The organism is Bacteroides faecis (genome assembly GCF_020091505.1).
GTDB classification, from domain to species: domain Bacteria; phylum Bacteroidota; class Bacteroidia; order Bacteroidales; family Bacteroidaceae; genus Bacteroides; species Bacteroides faecis.
On the sequence record NZ_CP081916.1, the window covers coordinates 1,879,245 to 1,898,158 of the forward strand.

Consider the following 18,914-nt stretch of genomic DNA (forward strand, 5'->3'; position numbering starts at 1 on the left):
TTGCCTATGGCTTCCTTCCGCTTCACCAAACTGAAAATAACCATTGGCTATATTTTGCTGTTGGCGATTCTTCTTTTTTCTCTGGTGTTTGTGCATCAGGAAATGGAAACACTGTCGGCTGCAGACGATCAGCAGAATCTGAGAACAGACAGTCTGCTGACCCTTCTTCACGAAAAGGACCAGAATACCCTTCAGATGCTGCGGGTATTGAGCGAGGCGAATGACAGCTTGCTTTCCGCTTCAGAAATTGAAGAAATCATCTCCGAACAGCAGGATTCGGTGATTACCCAGCAACGGGTACAGCATCGGGTCATTACCAAACGCGATTCTTTGATAACTACCCCCAAAAAGAAAGGCTTTTTCAAACGCTTGGGGGAAGTGTTCGCACCTTCTAAAAAAGATACTGCCGTGTTGGTCAACACTTCTCTGGAAGTGGCTACCGATACAATTCTGGAACCTGTTAAGTCGGCGGATTCTCTTCAGCATAAGATTCGCATGGCTACCGAAGAGAAACGCTTGCAACGGCGAAGAACGATCCGGCGTACCAGTACGAGGTATCAGCGGATGAACACACAGTTGACCGCAAGAATGGATAGCCTGATTAAGGGGTATGAGGAGAAAATGACTGAACGTGCCCGTCAGGATGCGGCACTTCAGCAGGAGGTGAGGATGCGTTCGGCAAGCATCATTGCAGGCATCGCTATTGGTGCTGTATTCCTGTCTGCTTTTTTTCTGATTCTGATCATGCGGGATATCACTCGCAGCAATCGTTATCGAAGCCAGCTTGAAGAAGCGAATAAGCGGGCGGAAGATTTGCTTGTCGCCCGTGAAAAGCTGATGCTTGCTATTACCCATGACTTCAAGGCACCGTTGGGCTCTATCATGGGATATACGGAATTGCTGTCCCGGCTGACCGAAGATGAACGGCAACGATTCTACCTGGACAATATGAAGAGCTCTTCGGAACATTTACTGAAGTTAGTAAGCGACTTGCTTGATTTTCACCGTCTCGATCTTAATAAGGCAGAAGTGAACCGGATTGTTTTTAATCCGTCCCAGCTATTTGAGGAAATCCGTGTTTGCTTTGAACCGCTGACGGCGGCAAAAGGCTTGGTATTGCAATGTCATATTGCTCCGGAGCTATCGGAGAAGTATATCAGTGACCCTTTGCGCATTCAGCAGATCGTGAATAATCTCTTGTCCAATGCTGTGAAATTCACTCAGCAGGGTGAGATAACGTTATCTGTCAGTTATGATGCTTCGAAGCTGACCATTGCGGTCTCGGATACCGGAAAAGGCATGGCGTCAGAAGATCGGGAACGTATTTTTCAGGAATTTACCCGCCTTCCCGGTGCGCAAGGAGAAGAAGGATTCGGGCTGGGATTGTCTATCGTACATAAGTTGGTTCTTCTGCTTGAAGGTACCATCGATGTGCAAAGTACCTTGGGAAAAGGAAGTTGCTTCACTGTCGTGTTGCCACTCTTTCCGGTAGGTAAGTCGATTGTGGAGAATAAGCCTTTTGGAAGCAGAATCAGAAAAATACCGGCAGGTGCAGAGGTTCCCGGAGAGGATGCTTCTTCTGAAGAGAATACATTGAACGAAGAAACAGACGTTATCCCACCTATGAAGGTTATCCGTGTGCTTCTGATTGATGATGATAAGATTCAGCTGAACCTGACTGCCGCCATGCTGAAGCAACATGGCATTGATGCAGTCTGTTGTGAGCAATTGGAGGAACTGACAGAACAATTGCGTTCTTCAACTTTTGATGTACTGCTGACTGATATACAGATGCCTGCCATCAACGGTTTTGATCTGGTAAAATTATTGCGTGCCTCTAATATCCCTCAGGCCCGTAATATTCCGGTAATTGCTGTCACGGCACGCAGTGAAATGGATGAAAAGGCGTTGCATGAACATGGCTTTGCCGGATGCCTGCACAAACCTTTTACAGTAAAAGAACTGTTGCTGACCTTGAATGAAGGTCAGATGGCGGCTGATGAGGCACATATAACACACGATATGCAACTGACAGCAGATGCACTACCTGAAGAGAATCCCTCGACAGAGATTGATTCAAAGCGTGAAAGTGCTCATCCTTCATTCAATTTCTCTGCACTTACCGCCTTCTCGGAAGATGACCCGGAAGCAGCACGTTCCATTATCCGGACTTTTGTCGAAGAGACCGGAAAGAATGCCGAACGGATGCAGCAGGCATTGGTTGGCAGGGAGGTGGACGGAATTGCCGCCATGGCTCATAAACTGCTTCCTCTTTTTATTTTAATAGGTGCTTCTGAGTCAGTTGCTCCATTAAAATGGCTGGAGTCTTGTCGTGGAGAAGCGTTCTCCGGTGATATAGAAAAGACTGCGTTGGAAGCGCTGGAGGCAGTTCGCAAAGTGATTCGCGCTGCTGAAGATTATGGTCTGGAGGCACGTTAGATCTCAGCTACTATGTGCTTCAGGTTAAGCTCCCGGTGTACGACCTGTGCCACTCCGTTGTCACACTTGTGCCAAGGGCTTGACACAGTTGTGCCACTACGATGGCACAGTTGTGTCAAAGGCGCGGCACAGACATAGGCTGGTAGTAAAAAGAGAAGATGTCGCTGGTTTTCTCACATTTTAGCTCTTCGACAAACCTTTTTTCAAAGTAATTTGTTTACTTTGTATCACTTTTACACTGACACATCCTGCATGAAACGAAAATGGATAAGACGGGTGAGCTGGATATTGCTTACTCCTATAATACTTTTTGTAATACTAATGGTATTACTTTATATACCTCCTGTTCAGAATCTTTTGCGACGGGAGGTTACTGCGTATGCTTCTAAGGCAACCGGAATGCAGATTCAGGTAGAACGGATAGACCTTCGTTTTCCGTTAAATCTGTTGGTACGGGGAGTGGAAGTCATACAGCAGCCGGATACTTTATTGTCTTTGGAAAGCCTGAATGTTCGCGTACAGGCATGGCCGTTATTAAAGGGAAAAGTAGAAGTGGACGATGTCACTTTGAGTCAGGTGGCGGTTAATTCTGCCGACCTAATAGAAGGAATGCAGATAAAAGGCGTTCTGGGACGTTTCTTCCTGCAAAGTCATGGAGTCGATTTATCTAATGAAACAGCAGTTGTCAACCGGGCGGAGTTATCCGATACCCATATACAACTCTTGATGAATGATACCACGACTGCTCCCAAAGATACGACGGCGTCCGCGCCTGTGAATTGGAAGGTGGACCTTCATCAGCTGAAGTTGAAGAATATATCATTCGATATGCAACTGCCTGCCGATTCCCTGAAGATGGCAGCCTATATAGGTGAAGCGACTGTTGACGATGCCAAAGCGGATTTAAAGAACCAGTTCTATGGGTTGAGGCAGTTTCTTTTGTCGGGTGCCTCTGCCAGTTATGATACCGGAGAAGCCGGTCCGGCAGAAGGTTTTGACGCTTCCCATATGGCAGTCCGGAACATCCGTATCGGTCTGGACTCGTTGCTCTACGAAGGCAGAAACATGAATGCCGTCATTCGCGAAATAACCATGGAAGAACGTTCGGGACTGAGCATTACGTCGCTGACAGGACGACTCTTTTCTAATGATTCTATTATCCGTATTCCTGATTTGAAGCTGCAAACTCCTCATTCAGAGATCAATTTATCCGCCCAGACTTATTGGGAACTTGTGAACATTCCGACGACAGGCCGTTTATCCGCCAATTTTAGTGCCTATATAGGCAAGGAAGACGTCATGCTTTTTGCCGGCGGATTGCCTCAGACGTTCAAAGAAGCATATCCGTTCCGTCCGTTAGTGGTTCGTGTCGGTACGGATGGAAATCTGAAAGAAATGCAGATTTCACGTTTCACTGTAGATCTGCCGGGTGCTTTCTCGCTGAAAGGAGGAGGTATTTTGGAGAACCTGACAGACAGTTTGAGGCGTTCGGGTACTATTGGTCTGGATATGGTCACTCAAAATCTGAACTTTCTGACGGGACTGACCGGAGTGACACCTGATGGCTCTCTGGTGGTTCCCGATAGTATGAGCCTTAAAATGAAGATGGAGATGAACGGACCTCAGTACAAGGCAAAGCTTGACCTTAAAGAAGGTAAAGGCAGCATGAATGTGAATGCTGCATTAAATAGCTTGACAGAGGTCTATACAGCTGACTTAAAAATAAATGACCTGCAGCTTCATAATTTCCTTCCGAAAGACTCAATCTATGAACTGTCTCTTTCGGCAGATGCCGCTGGTAGAGGATTGGATGTTATGTCTTTCCATTCTTTTGCCAAGCTGAATCTCTCCTTGGATCAACTTCATTATGCCCGCTACCATCTTTCAAATGTCCATTTGACGGGAAATCTCAAAGGCGCTTTGGCGACGGCTCAGCTTACCAGTGACAATGAACTTCTGAAAATGACTGCTGATGCAGAATATAATTTAGCTCACAGTTATCCGGATGGAAAAGTAACCGTTGACGTCACCCAGCTTGATTTGCACGAACTGGGGCTTATACCGAAGCCGATGAAGCGTCCGCTGGCATTCAATTTAAGCGGAGAGGCACGGCAGAACCGTGTTTTCACCCATTTCACATCCGGTGATATGAAACTGAATCTGAGTGCCCGTGCCGGTGTATATCCGCTGATTCGTCAGTCTACCCGTTTTGTCGACGTGCTGATGAAACAGATAGATGAAAAGTTATTGGATCATGCTGCTTTGCGTGAGGCATTGCCGTCCGCCATTTTCTCTTTCTCGGCAGGGAAGGAGAATCCGTTGGCATATTATATGGCAATGAAAAATATATCTTTCCATGATGCCTCCATGAAATTTGGCACAGCCCCCGATTGGGGAATCAATGGAAAAGCAGCCATTCACGCCTTGAAAGTGGATACCTTGCAGTTGGATACTGTCTTCTTCACGGTCAAGCAAGATACCACCCGCATGAACCTGCGTGCCGGAGTCATTAACGGACCGAAGAATCCCCAATTCTCTTTCACTACGATTCTGACAGGAGAGATTCGTGACCGTGATGCCGAACTGATAGCAGAATATAAGAATGGAAAAGGAGAAACCGGTGTATTGCTTGGTGTCAATGCCCGTCCGCTGGTTGGAGGACGCGGGAAAGGAGACGGACTGGCTTTTACGCTGATTCCGGCAGAACCGATTATTGCATTCCGTAAATTTCATTTCAATGAGAATCACAACTGGATATATCTGCATAAGAATATGCGTGTCTACGCCAATGTGGATATGTGGGATGATGAAGGCATGGGATTCCGTGTCCATTCGGTAGAGGGGGATACGGTTTCTTTACAGAATATTGATGTTGAAATCCGGAGAATCCGTCTGGATGAAATAACGAGCGTACTGCCTTATTTCCCCGAAATAACCGGATTATTCTCAGCCGAAGCACACTACATACAGACGGAAAAAGACCTTCAGCTTTCTGCGGAAGCCTCAATTGATGAACTGACTTATGAACGCCAGCGTATTGGTGATGTCACTCTGGGAGCTACGTGGTTACCGGGTGAGCAGGGAAAGCAGTATCTGAACGCTTATCTGAATCATGATAAAGTAGAAGTACTGGTAGCAGACGGTAAGCTGCTCCCTACTTCGACGGGTAAGGATAGCCTGGAAGTAAATACGACGCTGGAACACTTCCCGCTGCATATAGCCAATGTCTTTATCCCCGACGAACTTGTTACGCTTGCCGGTGATATGGACGGAGAACTGAGCATTACGGGCAGTACCGAACAACCTTTAATCAACGGCGAACTGATACTGGACAGCGTATCTGTCCTGTCACGCCAGTATGGTGCTAACTTCCTGTTTGATAACCGCCCTGTACAATTGAAGAACAATCGTCTGATCTTTGATAAGTTCGCCATTTACACCACAGGAAAGAATCCGTTTACGATTGACGGTTATGTCGATTTCCGGGATATGTCTCGCCCGATGGCAAGTCTGAACCTGTTGGCGGAGAACTATACCTTATTGAATGCGAAGCGCACCCGTGAGAGCCTTGTCTACGGAAAGGTATTCGCTGATTTGCGGGCAACTATAAAAGGACCATTGGACGGGTTGAATATGCGTGGCAATCTGAATCTGTTAGGCAACACGGACGTTTCCTATGTGCTGACCGATTCACCGTTGACTGTGCAGGACCGTCTGGGAAGTCTGGTGACATTTACTTCATTCAGCGATACCACCACAGTTGTCCGCCAGGAAGTGCCTACGGTGTCTTTAGGGGGGCTGGATATGGTAATGATGGTTCATATTGACCCTTCTGTCCGCGTGAAAGTGGATTTGGATGCAAGCAATGATAACCGTGTCGAGCTGGAAGGAGGCGGTGATCTTTCGATGAAGTATACTCCGCAGGGCGACCTGACCCTGACCGGACGTTACACCCTGAGCGGTGGATTGATGAAGTATTCCTTGCCTATCATTGCTGTCAAAGAATTTGCCATTGATAACGGCAGTTACGTAGAATGGACCGGAAACCCGATGGACCCCATGCTGAACTTCAAGGCGACCGACCGTATCCGTGCTTCCGTGTCCGAAGGAGAGAATGGAGGAACGCGAATGGTTAACTTTGATGTTTCCATTGTCGTGAAGAACCGGCTGGATAATCTTTCTTTTGCGTTTGATGTAGCAGCTCCGGAAGATGCGACCATACAGAATGAACTGACTGCTATGGGAGCAGAAGAGCGGGGAAAACAGGCGCTTTATATCATGTTGATGAAAACTTATCTCGGCACCGGACCGATTGGCGGCGGAGGGGGCGGCCTCGGCAAGTTGAATATGGGTTCTGCCCTGAACTCCGTGCTGAGCAGTCAGATAAACTCGCTGATGGGTAACCTGAAGAATGCAAGCGTTTCTGTAGGTGTCGAAGATCATGATGCCTCGGATACTGGCGGCAAGCGTACGGACTATAGTTTCCGTTATTCACAACGCCTCTTTAACAACCGTTTCCAGATTGTGATCGGCGGTAAGGTATCTACAGGAGAGAATGCGACGAATGATGCCGAGTCCTTCATTGATAATATCTCTTTGGAATATCGTCTGGATCGTACGGGAACCCGTTATGTCCGTTTATTCTATGATAAAAACTACGAAAGTGTACTCGAAGGGGAGATTACGGAAACCGGAGTCGGTCTGGTACTTCGCAAGAAACTGGACAAACTCAGTGAACTGTTCATCTTTAAGAAAAAGAAGTAAGAATGAAAGATATACGTATTAACATATTAGCAGGCTGGCTGATCAGTGTAGTCTTGTTTTCGGCTTGTTCGGTGACGAAACATCTGCCCGAAGGTGAAATTCTCTATACCGGAGGAAAAACGGTGGTTGTCAATAAATCATCGACACGGGTTGGCGAAACAGCTTTGACGGAAATCAATGCAGCTTTGGCCAAAACTCCCAGTACTACCTTGCTGGGAGGCTTTCTGCCTATTCCTTTTAAAATGTGGATGTATAACGACTTTGTGAAGTATAAGAAAGGATTCGGCAAATGGATGTTTAACCGCTTTGCCGCCAATCCTCCCGTGTTTATTTCTACGGTCAATCCCGAAGTGCGTGTCAAGGTAGCTACCAATCTGCTCCGTGATTATGGATATTTCAATGGAAAGGTGACTTGCGAAACATTGGTTGATAAGAAAGACAGTCTGAAAGCAAGTCTTCTCTATACGGTAGATATGAAGAATCCTTATTTTATTGATACCGTTTATTATCAGCGTTTCACTCCCCAGACTCTGAAGATTATGGAACGTGGGCGTCGTATGTCCTACATTACCCCCGGCGAACAGTTTAATGTGGTCGATTTGGATGAAGAACGTTCCCGCATCAGTGCTCTTTTGCGTAACCGCGGATATTTTTTCTTCCGTCCGGATTATATGACTTATCAGGCGGACACCACTTTAGTGCCCGGCGGTCATATCAGCCTTCGCCTGATTCCTGTTCCGGGTTTGCCTACTGCTGCCCAACGTGCTTATTATGTGGGAGACGCTTCGGTATATCTTTTCGGAAAGAATGGAGAAGCTCCTAACGACAGTATCTTGTATAAGAATCTGAATATTCACTATTATGATAAGTTGCGGGTTCGTCCTAATATGCTTTATCGGTGGATGAATTATCAACAATTTGTGCGGAGCAAACAGATGAGAGCTTCCAACCGTACTCGCCTTTATAGCCAGTACCGTCAGGAACAGGTTCAGGAGAAACTGAGCCAGCTGGGTATATTCAGCTATCTTGATATGCAATATGCTCCCAGAGATACGACAGCCGCTTGTGATACGCTGGATGTCACTATGCAGGCTACGTTTGCCAAACCGCTGGATGCAGAACTGGAACTGAACGTGGTAACGAAGAGTAATGACCAGACTGGCCCCGGTGCTTCTTTTGGTGTCACCCGTAATAATGTATTCGGAGGTGGCGAAAGCTGGAATGTCAAATTGAAAGGATCTTACGAATGGCAAACCGGAGGCGGAGAGAAGAGCTCGCTGATGAACAGTTGGGAAATGGGACTTTCTACCTCTCTGACTTTTCCGAGAGTCGTTTTCCCGCATTTGGGTAAACGGGAATTTGACTTCCCCGCTACGACGACTTTCCGTTTGTATATCAATCAGTTGAACCGGGCTAAATACTATAAACTGCTGTCCTTCGGGGGCAATGCTACATACGATTTCCAGCCTTCCCGTACCAGCAGGCACAGTATTACCCCTTTTAAACTGACATTTAATGTCTTGCAGCATCAGTCTGAGGATTTTAAAGAAATAGCTGAAGCTAATCCTGCACTGTATGTCAGTCTTAGGAACCAGTTTATTCCGGCGATGGAATATACGTATACGTATGACAATGCTTCGGTCCGCCGGATAAAGAACCCTATCTGGTGGCAGTCTACCGTCACTTCGGCGGGTAATATCACTTCCCTTATTTACCGTGCTTTTGGCAAGCCGTTCAATGAAGAGGATAAGAGTTTGCTGGGGGCTCCGTTTGCACAGTTTGTGAAGTTGAATACGGAGTTGCGTCATTTGTGGAACATAGATAAGAATAATGCGATAGCCAGCCGCATGGCAGTAGGTGCACTGTTTACTTATGGCAATGCCACGATAGCTCCCTATAGTGAACAATTTTATGTAGGTGGTGCCAATAGTATCCGTGCTTTTACAGTGCGCAGCGTCGGTCCGGGCGGTTATCATCCGGAAGAGGGAAAATATTCCTATCTCGATCAGACAGGAACCTTCCGTTTTGAGGCGAACGTGGAATATCGTTTCCGCATTTTCAAGAGTTTTTGGGGAGCCACTTTTCTGGATGCCGGAAACGTGTGGTTATTGCGTAAGGACAGGAAACTTTTAGCTGATGGAACAGAAGCACGCCCCAATTCACAACTTCGTCTGAAAACTTTTCCTAAACAAATCGCTTTGGGAACCGGTGTCGGTATCCGTTATGACATGGATATTCTTGTATTCCGTCTCGACTTTGGTATTCCTCTGCATCTGCCTTATGATACGGACCGTAGCGGTTATTATAATGTAACCGGAGCTTTCTTAAAGAATTTGGGAATACATTTTGCTATCGGTTACCCGTTCTAATGAATGATTTTTGTACGATATTAGTGAAGAATGATTGATATTTGTCCTGTTGGATTCAACTATTTTCGTAAATTTGCAACGAAATCTGATGCCGTTGACATCACTAACCTTTTAATATTACACAATTTATGAAACCAACTTTATTCTTATTGGCTGCTGGTATGGGTAGCCGTTATGGAGGCTTGAAACAATTGGACGGACTGGGTCCGAATGGCGAAACTATTATGGATTACTCTATCTATGATGCTATCAATGCCGGTTTTGGTAAGCTTGTATTTGTAATCCGCAAAGATTTTGAACAGGATTTCCGCGAAAAGATTATTTCTAAATACGAAGGCCATATTCCTTGCGAATTGGTATTCCAGTCTATCAATGATCTTCCGGAAGGCTTCACATGTCCGGCAGACCGTACAAAACCATGGGGTACAAACCATGCGGTAATGATGGGAGCTGATGTGATTAGTGAACCGTTTGCGGTAATCAACTGTGATGACTTCTATGGTCGTGACTCATTTCAGGTAATGGGCAAATTCCTGTCTGCTCTTCCCGAAAACTCCAAGAACGTTTATTCAATGGTAGGCTTCCGTGTAGGAAATACCTTGAGCGAAAGCGGTACGGTATCTCGCGGTATCTGCGGTACAGATGCCAACAACTTGCTGACTTCAGTTGTTGAGCGTACGAAGATTCAACGTATGGACGGAGAAGTAAAATATATCGATGATAACGGTGAATGGACCGCTACTCCTGATACAACTCCGGTAAGTATGAATTTCTGGGGCTTTACTCCCGACTACTTTGCCTATAGCCAAGAGTTCTTCAAAACATTCCTGAGCGATCCGAAGAACATGGAGAACCTGAAGAGCGAATTCTTTATCCCATTGATGGTGGATAAATTGATCAATGACGGAACTGCAACTGTGGAAGTTCTGGATACTACCAGCAAATGGTTTGGTGTGACTTATCCGGAAGACCGTCAGAGCGTAGTAGATAAGATTCAGGCATTGGTAGATGCCGGTGAATATCCTGCTAAATTGTTCTAAAGAAAAGCTTTTGATAAAGATAGGAAGCAGTCATTCATAGGAATGACTGCTTTTTTTGTCTGTCATAACGGATAATACTACCCTTTTTCCAATAATTATTCATTATCTTTGCAATCCAAAATCTTATAAATCAGAGACAGAAGTGATTTCAGTAGAAGGACTATCAGTAGAATTTAATGCGACACCGCTCTTTGCGGACGTCAGCTATGTTATCAATAAAAAAGACCGTATCGCGTTGGTCGGTAAAAACGGTGCGGGCAAATCGACTATGCTGAAAATATTGGCAGGTCTGCAAAACCCGACTCATGGCGTAGTAGCCGTTCCCAAAGATGTAACGATTGGTTATCTGCCACAGGTGATGATCCTTTCGGATGTCCGTACGGTGATGGAGGAAGCAGAGCTAGCCTTCGAGCACATTTTCGAACTTCAGGCAAATCTAGAACGGATGAACCAGCAGCTTGCCGACCGAACCGACTATGAATCCGAAGAATACCATCAGTTAATAGACCGCTTCACACATGAAAACGACCGCTTCCTGATGATGGGCGGAACCAACTTTCAGGCGGAAATAGAACGTACCCTGTTGGGATTGGGGTTCAGTAGAGAAGACTTTACTCGTCCGACTTCCGAGTTTTCCGGTGGATGGCGTATGCGTATCGAGCTTGCAAAGCTTTTACTTCGCCGTCCGGATGTACTTCTGCTCGACGAGCCGACCAACCACTTGGATATCGAAAGTATACAATGGCTGGAAAATTTCCTGTCTACCCGTGCCAATGCCGTAGTACTGGTCAGCCATGACCGTGCATTTCTCAATAATGTAACTACTCGTACCATTGAGATTACTTGCGGTCAGATTTACGACTATAAAGTGAAGTATGATGAGTTCGTCGTATTACGCAAAGAACGTCGTGAACAGCAACTCCGTGCTTACGAGAATCAACAGAAACAGATACAGGATACGGAAGACTTTATCGAACGTTTCCGTTATAAGGCAACCAAAGCCGTACAGGTACAAAGCCGTATCAAACAACTGGAAAAAATAGACCGCATTGAAGTGGACGAGGAAGACAACTCTTCCCTCCGTTTGAAATTCCCCCCTGCCAGCCGTAGCGGAAATTATCCGGTTATTTGCGAAGATGTACGTAAGGCATACGGACATCATGTTGTTTTCCACGATGTGAATCTGACGATTAACAGAGGAGAAAAAGTAGCATTTGTCGGAAAGAACGGAGAAGGTAAGTCCACACTGGTAAAATGTATTATGGGCGAGATTGATTTTGATGGCAAACTGACGATTGGGCATAACGTACAGATCGGCTACTTTGCACAGAATCAAGCGCAGATGCTGGATGAGAACGTGACGGTATTTGATACGATCGACCGGGTGGCGACGGGGGATATCCGGTTGAAGATACGTGATATTCTGGGTGCTTTCATGTTTGGCGGTGAAGCTTCGGATAAGAAAGTAAAAGTGCTTTCCGGCGGAGAACGTACCCGTCTGGCTATGATTAAGCTGTTGCTGGAGCCGGTGAACTTCCTGATTCTGGACGAACCTACCAACCATCTGGATATGCGTTCCAAAGATGTATTGAAGGAAGCTATCCGAGAATTTGACGGAACAGTGATACTTGTCAGCCATGACCGTGATTTTCTGGACGGACTTGCGACTAAAGTATATGAGTTCGGAGGTGGAACAGTGAAAGAACATTTGGGTGGCATCTACGATTTTCTGCAAAAGAAGAAGATCGATAGCCTGAATGAACTTCAGAAAAGTGCTTCTCTTTCAGCTTCTCCTACCGCGTCTGCCAAAGGTAACGAAGCGGATTCGGAGCAGCCTTCAGAGAACAAACTTTCGTATGAGGCGCAGAAGGAACTTAACAAAAAGATAAAAAAACTCGAACGGCAGGTAGCCGATTGTGAAGCTTCGATAGAAGAAACAGAATCTGCCATCGCTATTTTGGAAGCAAAGATGGCAACTCCCGAAGGAGCATCAGATATGCAACTGTACGAACGGCATCAGAAGTTGAAGCAGCAATTGGATACCACTGTTGAAGAATGGGAACGTGTTTCGATGGAGTTGGAAGAAGTGAAAAACTAATTTATTATACAATATGAAAGTAACCAAGTATTTACCAATTCTTGCCGTATGCCTTATGACAACAGGATGTAATAGCAAGAAAGAGGCCGTACTAACGTCCGGTATCGACCTTGCTAATCTGGATACCACGGCAATGCCGGGTACAAGTTTTTATCAGTATGCCTGTGGTGGATGGATTGAAAGTCATCCGCTGACAGACGAGTATTCACGTTTCGGCTCTTTCGATATGCTTCACGAGAAAAGCCGTGAACAGTTGAAGGAACTGATTGCCGAACTGGCTGCAAAGACGGATAACGCTCCGGGCAGCGCTGCTCAGAAAGTGGGTGATCTTTATAATATCGCTATGGACAGCGTGAAACTGAACAAAGAAGGAGCGGCTCCGATCAAAGAAGAAATGGAGGCCATCAATGCACTCAAAGATAAGGAAGAGATTTATACCTACATCGCCGAAAGTCAGAAGAAAGGAATACGTCCTTACTTTACCATGTTTGTAAGTGCGGATGATATGAACAGTTCCATGAATATGGTTCAGACCTATCAGGGCGGTCTCGGAATGGGACAGCGCGATTATTATCTGGAAGATGACGAACAGACTAAAAACATCCGCGACAAATATAAGGAACATCTCGTTAAAATGTTCCAGTTGGCTGGCTATGACGAAGCTACCGCACAGAAAGCAATGACTGCCGTAATGAATATCGAAACACGTCTTGCCAAAGCTGCCCGCTCACAGGTAGAGTTGCGTGACCCGCATGCCAACTATAATAAGATGGATATGGAAACGCTGAAAAAGAACTTCCCTACTTTCAACTGGGATGTTTACTTCACTACTTCCGGGCTGAAAGACCTGAAAGAAGTGAATATCGGTCAGCCTGCAGCCATGAAGGAAGTGGCCGATATCATAAACACAGTACCTCTTGAAGATCAGAAGTTCTATCTTCAATGGAATCTGATCGATGCAGCAGCCTCTTTCCTGAGCGATGATTTTGTAGCACAGAACTTTGACTTCTATAGCAGAACCATGTCCGGCAAGAAAGAAATGCAGCCTCGTTGGAAACGCGCGGTAAGTACCGTAGACGGCTCTTTGGGCGAAGTCGTAGGACAGATGTATGTAGAGAAATATTTCCCTGCCGCTGCCAAAGAACGTATGGTTGCACTGGTGAAGAACCTGCAGAGCTCTTTGGGTGAGCGTATTAAAGCATTGGAATGGATGAGCGAACCGACAAAGGTGAAAGCGCTGGAGAAACTGGCTACCTTCCATGTAAAGATCGGTTATCCGGATAAATGGAAAGATTACTCTGCTCTGGAAATCAAAGATGATTCTTATTGGGCCAATATCGAACGTGCCAGCCAATGGGATTTCAATGATATGATTGCTAAAGCAGGCAAACCGGTTGACAAGGACGAATGGTTGATGACACCTCAGACGGTGAATGCTTATTATAACCCGACAACCAACGAAATCTGTTTCCCTGCCGCTATTCTGCAGGCTCCGTTCTTCGATATGAACGCTGATGATGCGATGAACTACGGTGCTATCGGTGTGGTAATCGGTCATGAAATGACTCACGGATTCGACGATCAGGGTCGCCAATACGACAAAGACGGTAACTTGAAAGACTGGTGGACGGAAGAAGATGCCAAAAAGTTCGAAGAACGTGCTCAGGTAATGGTGAACTTCTTTGACAGTATCGAAGTGGCTCCCGGTGTGCATGGTAACGGTGAACTGACTTTGGGAGAGAACATAGCCGACCATGGTGGCTTGCAGGTTTCTTTCCAGGCTTTCAAGAAAGCTATGGAAGCAGCACCACTGGAAGTTGTTGACGGATTTACTCCCGAACAGCGTTTCTTCCTCGCTTATGCTAACGTATGGGCAGGACATATCCGTCCGGAAGAGATTCTCCGACTGACCAAACTCGATCCTCACTCTTTAGGAAAATGGCGTGTGGACGGTGCGCTGCCTCATATCCAGAATTGGTACGAAGCATTCAATATCACCGAACATGATCCTATGTTCGTAGCTAAAGACAAACGTGTGTCTATCTGGTAATATTTATTGATTATAACTAATATGCGCAAAGAGGCGTTGACTTTCCACTTGGAATAGTCAACGCTTTTTTTTATTAATTCACACCTTATTTATTACGTACGATAAACAATATTTCGTAACTTTGCACACCAAATACTTAATAAGCAATTCAATGTCAGAGTCTAAAAGAATAAAAACTGCATTGGTATCTGTATACCATAAGGAAGGTTTGGATGAAATTATTACCAAACTTTACGAAGAAGGAGTAGAGTTTCTGTCAACAGGCGGAACTCGTCAGTTTATTGAATCACTAGGATATCCTTGTAAGGCAGTGGAAGATTTGACCACTTATCCTTCAATTCTGGGTGGCAGAGTGAAGACATTACATCCGAAAATCTTCGGAGGTATCCTTTGCCGTCGTGATCTGGAACAGGATATTCAACAGATTGAAAAGTATGAAATCCCCGAAATAGATTTGGTTATTGTCGACTTGTATCCGTTTGAAGCTACCGTAGCTTCCGGCGCATCCGAAGCAGACATCATTGAAAAAATCGATATAGGTGGAATCTCTTTGATTCGTGCTGCCGCCAAGAACTACAACGATGTGATCATCGTAGCTTCTCAGGCTCAATATAAACCATTGCTGGATATGTTGATGGAACACGGTGCTACTTCTTCGCTCGAAGAACGCCGCTGGATGGCAAAAGAAGCATTTGCCGTTTCTTCTCACTACGATTCAGCTATCTTCAATTATTTCGATGCCGGCGAAGGTTCTGCTTTCCGCTGTTCGGTAAACAGCCAGAAGCAACTCCGTTACGGTGAAAACCCTCATCAGAAAGGTTACTTCTACGGAAATCTGGATGCTATGTTCGACCAGATTCACGGTAAGGAAATCTCATATAACAACCTCTTGGATATCAATGCTGCCGTTGATTTGATCGACGAGTACGAAGATCTGACTTTCGCTATCCTGAAACATAACAATGCTTGTGGTCTGGCTTCCCGTTCTACCGTACTGGATGCATGGACAGATGCGTTGGCGGGAGACCCGGTTTCTGCTTTCGGAGGTGTATTGATAACCAACGGAGTGATTGACAAAGCAGCTGCTGAGGAGATCAACAAGATTTTCTTCGAAGTAATTATCGCGCCGGACTATGACGTAGACGCACTCGAGATTCTGGGACAGAAAAAGAACCGCATCATTCTGGTTCGCAAAGAAGCCAAATTGCCGAAGAAGCAATTCCGTGCTTTGCTGAACGGTGTATTGGTGCAGGATAAAGATACGAATATAGAAACGGTGGCTGATTTGAGAACGGTGACAGACAAAGCTCCTACTCCGGAAGAAGTAGAAGATATGTTGTTTGCCAACAAGATCGTAAAGAACAGCAAGTCAAACGCTATTGTGCTGGCCAAAGGTAAACAGCTTCTCGCAAGCGGTGTGGGACAGACTTCACGTGTAGACGCCCTGAAACAAGCAATTGAAAAAGCCAAGTCATTCGGATTCGATCTGCATGGTGCGGTAATGGCGTCAGATGCCTTCTTCCCTTTCCCGGATTGCGTGGAAATTGCGGATAAAGAAGGTATTACAGCAGTCATCCAACCGGGTGGATCAGTGAAAGACGATCTTACTTTTGCATACTGCAACGAGCACGGTATGGCAATGGTGACTACTGGTATCCGTCATTTTAAACACTAATATTAATGAAGAGTGAAGAACTAATAATGAAAAATGCCTGTCCATAACAGCATTCCCCATTCTTAATTCTTCATTCTTAATTCTTCATTTAAAAATATGGGATTATTCTCTTTTACACAAGAAATAGCGATGGACTTGGGAACAGCCAATACCATCATCATCACAAATGGGAAAATTGTGGTGGATGAGCCTTCGGTTGTGGCCTTGGATCGCCGTACAGATAAGATGATCGCCGTTGGGGAAAAGGCGAAGTTGATGCACGAAAAGACCCACGAAAATATACGTACTATTCGTCCGTTGAGGGATGGAGTGATCGCCGACTTCTATGCTTGCGAGCAAATGATGCGCGGTTTGATTAAACAAGTAAATACTCGTAATCACTTGTTCTCACCGTCTCTCCGTATGGTGATCGGTGTACCGTCGGGAAGTACGGAAGTAGAACTCCGTGCCGTTCGTGACTCAGCAGAGCATGCCGGCGGACGTGACGTCTATCTGATATTCGAACCGATGGCTGCGGCGATCGGTATCGGTATTGATGTAGAAGCGCCCGAAGGAAACATGATCGTGGATATAGGTGGTGGATCTACTGAAATTGCCGTTATCTCTTTGGGAGGTATCGTTTCCAACAACTCTATCCGTATCGCCGGAGATGATCTGACCGCAGATATCCAGGAATATATGAGCCGTCAGCACAATGTGAAAGTCAGCGAACGTATGGCAGAACGTATTAAGATCAATGTAGGTGCTGCCCTGACCGAGCTTGGCGATGACGCTCCGGAAGATTATATCGTTCATGGTCCGAATCGTATTACAGCTCTTCCGATGGAAGTGCCCGTATGCTATCAGGAAGTGGCACACTGTCTGGAGAAATCCATTTCCAAGGTAGAGACAGCCATCCTGAGCGCATTGGAAAATACGCCGCCCGAACTATATGCGGATATCGTACACAATGGTATCTATCTTGCCGGTGGTGGTGCATTGCTTCGCGGACTGGACAAGCGTTTGACGGATAAGATTAACATACCTTTCCACATTGCTGAAGATCCTTTGCACGCGGTAGCCAAAGGTACAGGTGTGGCATTAAAGAATGTAGACCGTTTCTCTTTCTTGATGAGATAAAATAATACGGATCATTATTCATGCGGAATTTAATAAACTTCCTTTTGAAATACAATTACTGGTTCCTCTTCATCGTATTAGAGGTAGCCAGTTTTGTTTTGTTATTTCGGTTCAACAGCTACCAGCAGAGTACTTTTTTCACTTCTGCCAATGTGGTTGTAGGGGCAGTTTATGAAGTTTCGGGAGGAATAAGCTCTTATTTTCATCTTAAGTCGGTCAACGAAGACTTGCTGGACCGTAACATGGCACTCGAACAACAAATCACTAATCTGGAAAAGGCGTTGCGGGAGCATCAGGTAGATTCTGTCACTGTAAACAGTATCAAGGAGATACCTCAGACAGATTATCAGTTGTTCAAAGCACGTGTCATAAAGAACAGTCTGAATCAGGCGGATAATTACATTACGCTCGATCAAGGCTCTTCTTCCGGCATCCGCCCTGAAATGGGAGTGGTGGATGGAAACGGAATTGTGGGAATTGTTTATGAAACATCCCCTTCCTATTCGGTAGTGATTTCGGTGTTGAACAGTAAGTCGAATGTCAGTTGCAAGATTGTCGGAAGTGATTATTTCGGTTATCTGAAGTGGGAACATGGAGATTCCCGGTATGCTTATCTGAAAGATTTGCCTCGTCATGCAGAGTTTAATCTGGGTGATACAGTAGTGACAAGCGGCTTTTCTACCGTATTCCCCGAGGGAATCATGGTCGGAACAGTTGATGATATGTCCGACTCACATGACGGGTTGTCTTATTTGTTGAAAATCAAGTTGGCTACCGATTTCGGAAAGGTGAGTGATGTGCGGGTGATAGCCCGGAACGGTCAGCAGGAACAGAAAGAACTGGAAAATAAGACTACGAAATAATGATAATTACCTATATACATAGAATTGGATGGTTCGTCGGGCTGGTACTTCTTCAGGTGCTTATCCTGAACAATGTACATATTGCCGGATATGCTACTCCTTTTCTCTACATTTACTTTATACTGAAGTTCGCTTCCGGAACTTCCCGGAATGAATTGATGCTGTGGGCTTTCTTTTTCGGACTAACCATTGATATCTTTGCCGATACTCCGGGGATGAATGCTGCGGCAACCGTGTTGCTGGCCTTTCTGCGTCCGTCATTGCTGCGTCTGTTTACTCCGCGTGACAATCTGGACAGTATCATCCCGTCTTTCAAGAGCATGGGTATTACTCCTTTTCTGAAATATACCACGGCAAGCGTTTTCGTGCATAGTCTGGCATTACTCAGCATTGAGTTCTTCTCATTTACCAGCATCTGGCTGTTGTTATTGCGGGTGATCTCATGCACCCTTCTGACTTTAACCTGCATTCTTGCTGTAGAAGGAATAAGGAGATAG

Annotated in this window: 10 protein-coding genes; all 10 read left to right on the forward strand. The window is 45.6% G+C overall.

From position 1 onward, the window contains the following. Nucleotides 1–6 precede the first annotated feature (6 nt). The 10 genes from K6V30_RS07510 to mreD all read left to right on the forward strand — a co-directional run bounded on the left by K6V30_RS07510 (nucleotide 7) and on the right by mreD (nucleotide 18,914). A complete protein-coding gene (locus tag K6V30_RS07510; RefSeq protein WP_055270971.1) occupies nucleotides 7–2,439 on the forward strand; it encodes a hybrid sensor histidine kinase/response regulator in 2,433 nt (810 codons plus the stop codon). Nucleotides 2,440–2,691: 252 nt separating this feature from the next. Then, the gene (locus K6V30_RS07515; protein ID WP_055270969.1) at nucleotides 2,692–7,203 is read left to right on the forward strand and encodes a translocation/assembly module TamB domain-containing protein; all 4,512 of its coding nucleotides are present in this window, start codon (nucleotides 2,692–2,694) and stop codon (nucleotides 7,201–7,203) included. Nucleotides 7,204–7,205: 2 nt separating this feature from the next. Continuing rightward, nucleotides 7,206–9,572 (forward strand): translocation and assembly module lipoprotein TamL, encoded by a 2,367-nt coding sequence (gene tamL, locus K6V30_RS07520; RefSeq protein WP_010536448.1) that lies wholly within the window; start codon nucleotides 7,206–7,208, stop codon nucleotides 9,570–9,572. A gap of 128 nt (nucleotides 9,573–9,700) precedes the next feature. Next, complete coding sequence (locus tag K6V30_RS07525) at nucleotides 9,701–10,612, forward strand: nucleotidyltransferase family protein (RefSeq protein ID WP_010536449.1); 912 nt, start codon at nucleotides 9,701–9,703, stop codon at nucleotides 10,610–10,612. 142 nt (nucleotides 10,613–10,754) lie between these two features. Beyond that, nucleotides 10,755–12,710 carry an ABC-F family ATP-binding cassette domain-containing protein gene (locus K6V30_RS07530; protein ID WP_010536450.1) on the forward strand — a complete coding sequence of 652 codons (1,956 nt, stop codon included), beginning with the start codon at nucleotides 10,755–10,757 and terminating at the stop codon, nucleotides 12,708–12,710. 13 nt (nucleotides 12,711–12,723) lie between these two features. Continuing rightward, complete coding sequence (locus tag K6V30_RS07535; RefSeq protein ID WP_010536451.1) at nucleotides 12,724–14,760, forward strand: M13 family metallopeptidase; 2,037 nt, start codon at nucleotides 12,724–12,726, stop codon at nucleotides 14,758–14,760. Between the two features lie 151 nt (nucleotides 14,761–14,911). Then, nucleotides 14,912–16,435: a bifunctional phosphoribosylaminoimidazolecarboxamide formyltransferase/IMP cyclohydrolase gene (purH, locus tag K6V30_RS07540; protein ID WP_010536452.1), complete on the forward strand. Its 1,524-nt coding sequence runs from the start codon at nucleotides 14,912–14,914 to the stop codon at nucleotides 16,433–16,435. A 96-nt stretch (nucleotides 16,436–16,531) separates the two neighbouring features. Beyond that, on the forward strand, nucleotides 16,532–17,554 hold the full coding sequence (locus K6V30_RS07545; protein WP_008762747.1) for a rod shape-determining protein: 1,023 nt from the start codon (nucleotides 16,532–16,534) through the stop codon (nucleotides 17,552–17,554). 20 nt (nucleotides 17,555–17,574) lie between these two features. Beyond that, a complete protein-coding gene (gene mreC, locus K6V30_RS07550; protein WP_055270967.1) occupies nucleotides 17,575–18,417 on the forward strand; it encodes a rod shape-determining protein MreC in 843 nt (280 codons plus the stop codon). Next, nucleotides 18,417–18,914: a rod shape-determining protein MreD gene (gene mreD, locus K6V30_RS07555; protein ID WP_010536454.1), complete on the forward strand. Its 498-nt coding sequence runs from the start codon at nucleotides 18,417–18,419 to the stop codon at nucleotides 18,912–18,914. The genes mreC and mreD overlap by 1 nt, the downstream gene beginning before the upstream one ends.

Bases quoted from the DNA above. Each gene is read 5' to 3' on its own strand.
- K6V30_RS07510 (WP_055270971.1), top strand. From the start codon at position 7: ATGGCTTCCTTCCGCTTCACCAAACTGAAAATAACCATTGGCTATATT.
- K6V30_RS07515 (WP_055270969.1), top strand. From the start codon at position 2,692: ATGAAACGAAAATGGATAAGACGGGTGAGCTGGATATTGCTTACTCCT.
- tamL (WP_010536448.1), top strand. From the start codon at position 7,206: ATGAAAGATATACGTATTAACATATTAGCAGGCTGGCTGATCAGTGTA.
- K6V30_RS07525 (WP_010536449.1), top strand. From the start codon at position 9,701: ATGAAACCAACTTTATTCTTATTGGCTGCTGGTATGGGTAGCCGTTAT.
- K6V30_RS07535 (WP_010536451.1), top strand. From the start codon at position 12,724: ATGAAAGTAACCAAGTATTTACCAATTCTTGCCGTATGCCTTATGACA.
- purH (WP_010536452.1), top strand. From the start codon at position 14,912: ATGTCAGAGTCTAAAAGAATAAAAACTGCATTGGTATCTGTATACCAT.
- K6V30_RS07545 (WP_008762747.1), top strand. From the start codon at position 16,532: ATGGGATTATTCTCTTTTACACAAGAAATAGCGATGGACTTGGGAACA.
- mreC (WP_055270967.1), top strand. From the start codon at position 17,575: ATGCGGAATTTAATAAACTTCCTTTTGAAATACAATTACTGGTTCCTC.
- mreD (WP_010536454.1), top strand. From the start codon at position 18,417: ATGATAATTACCTATATACATAGAATTGGATGGTTCGTCGGGCTGGTA.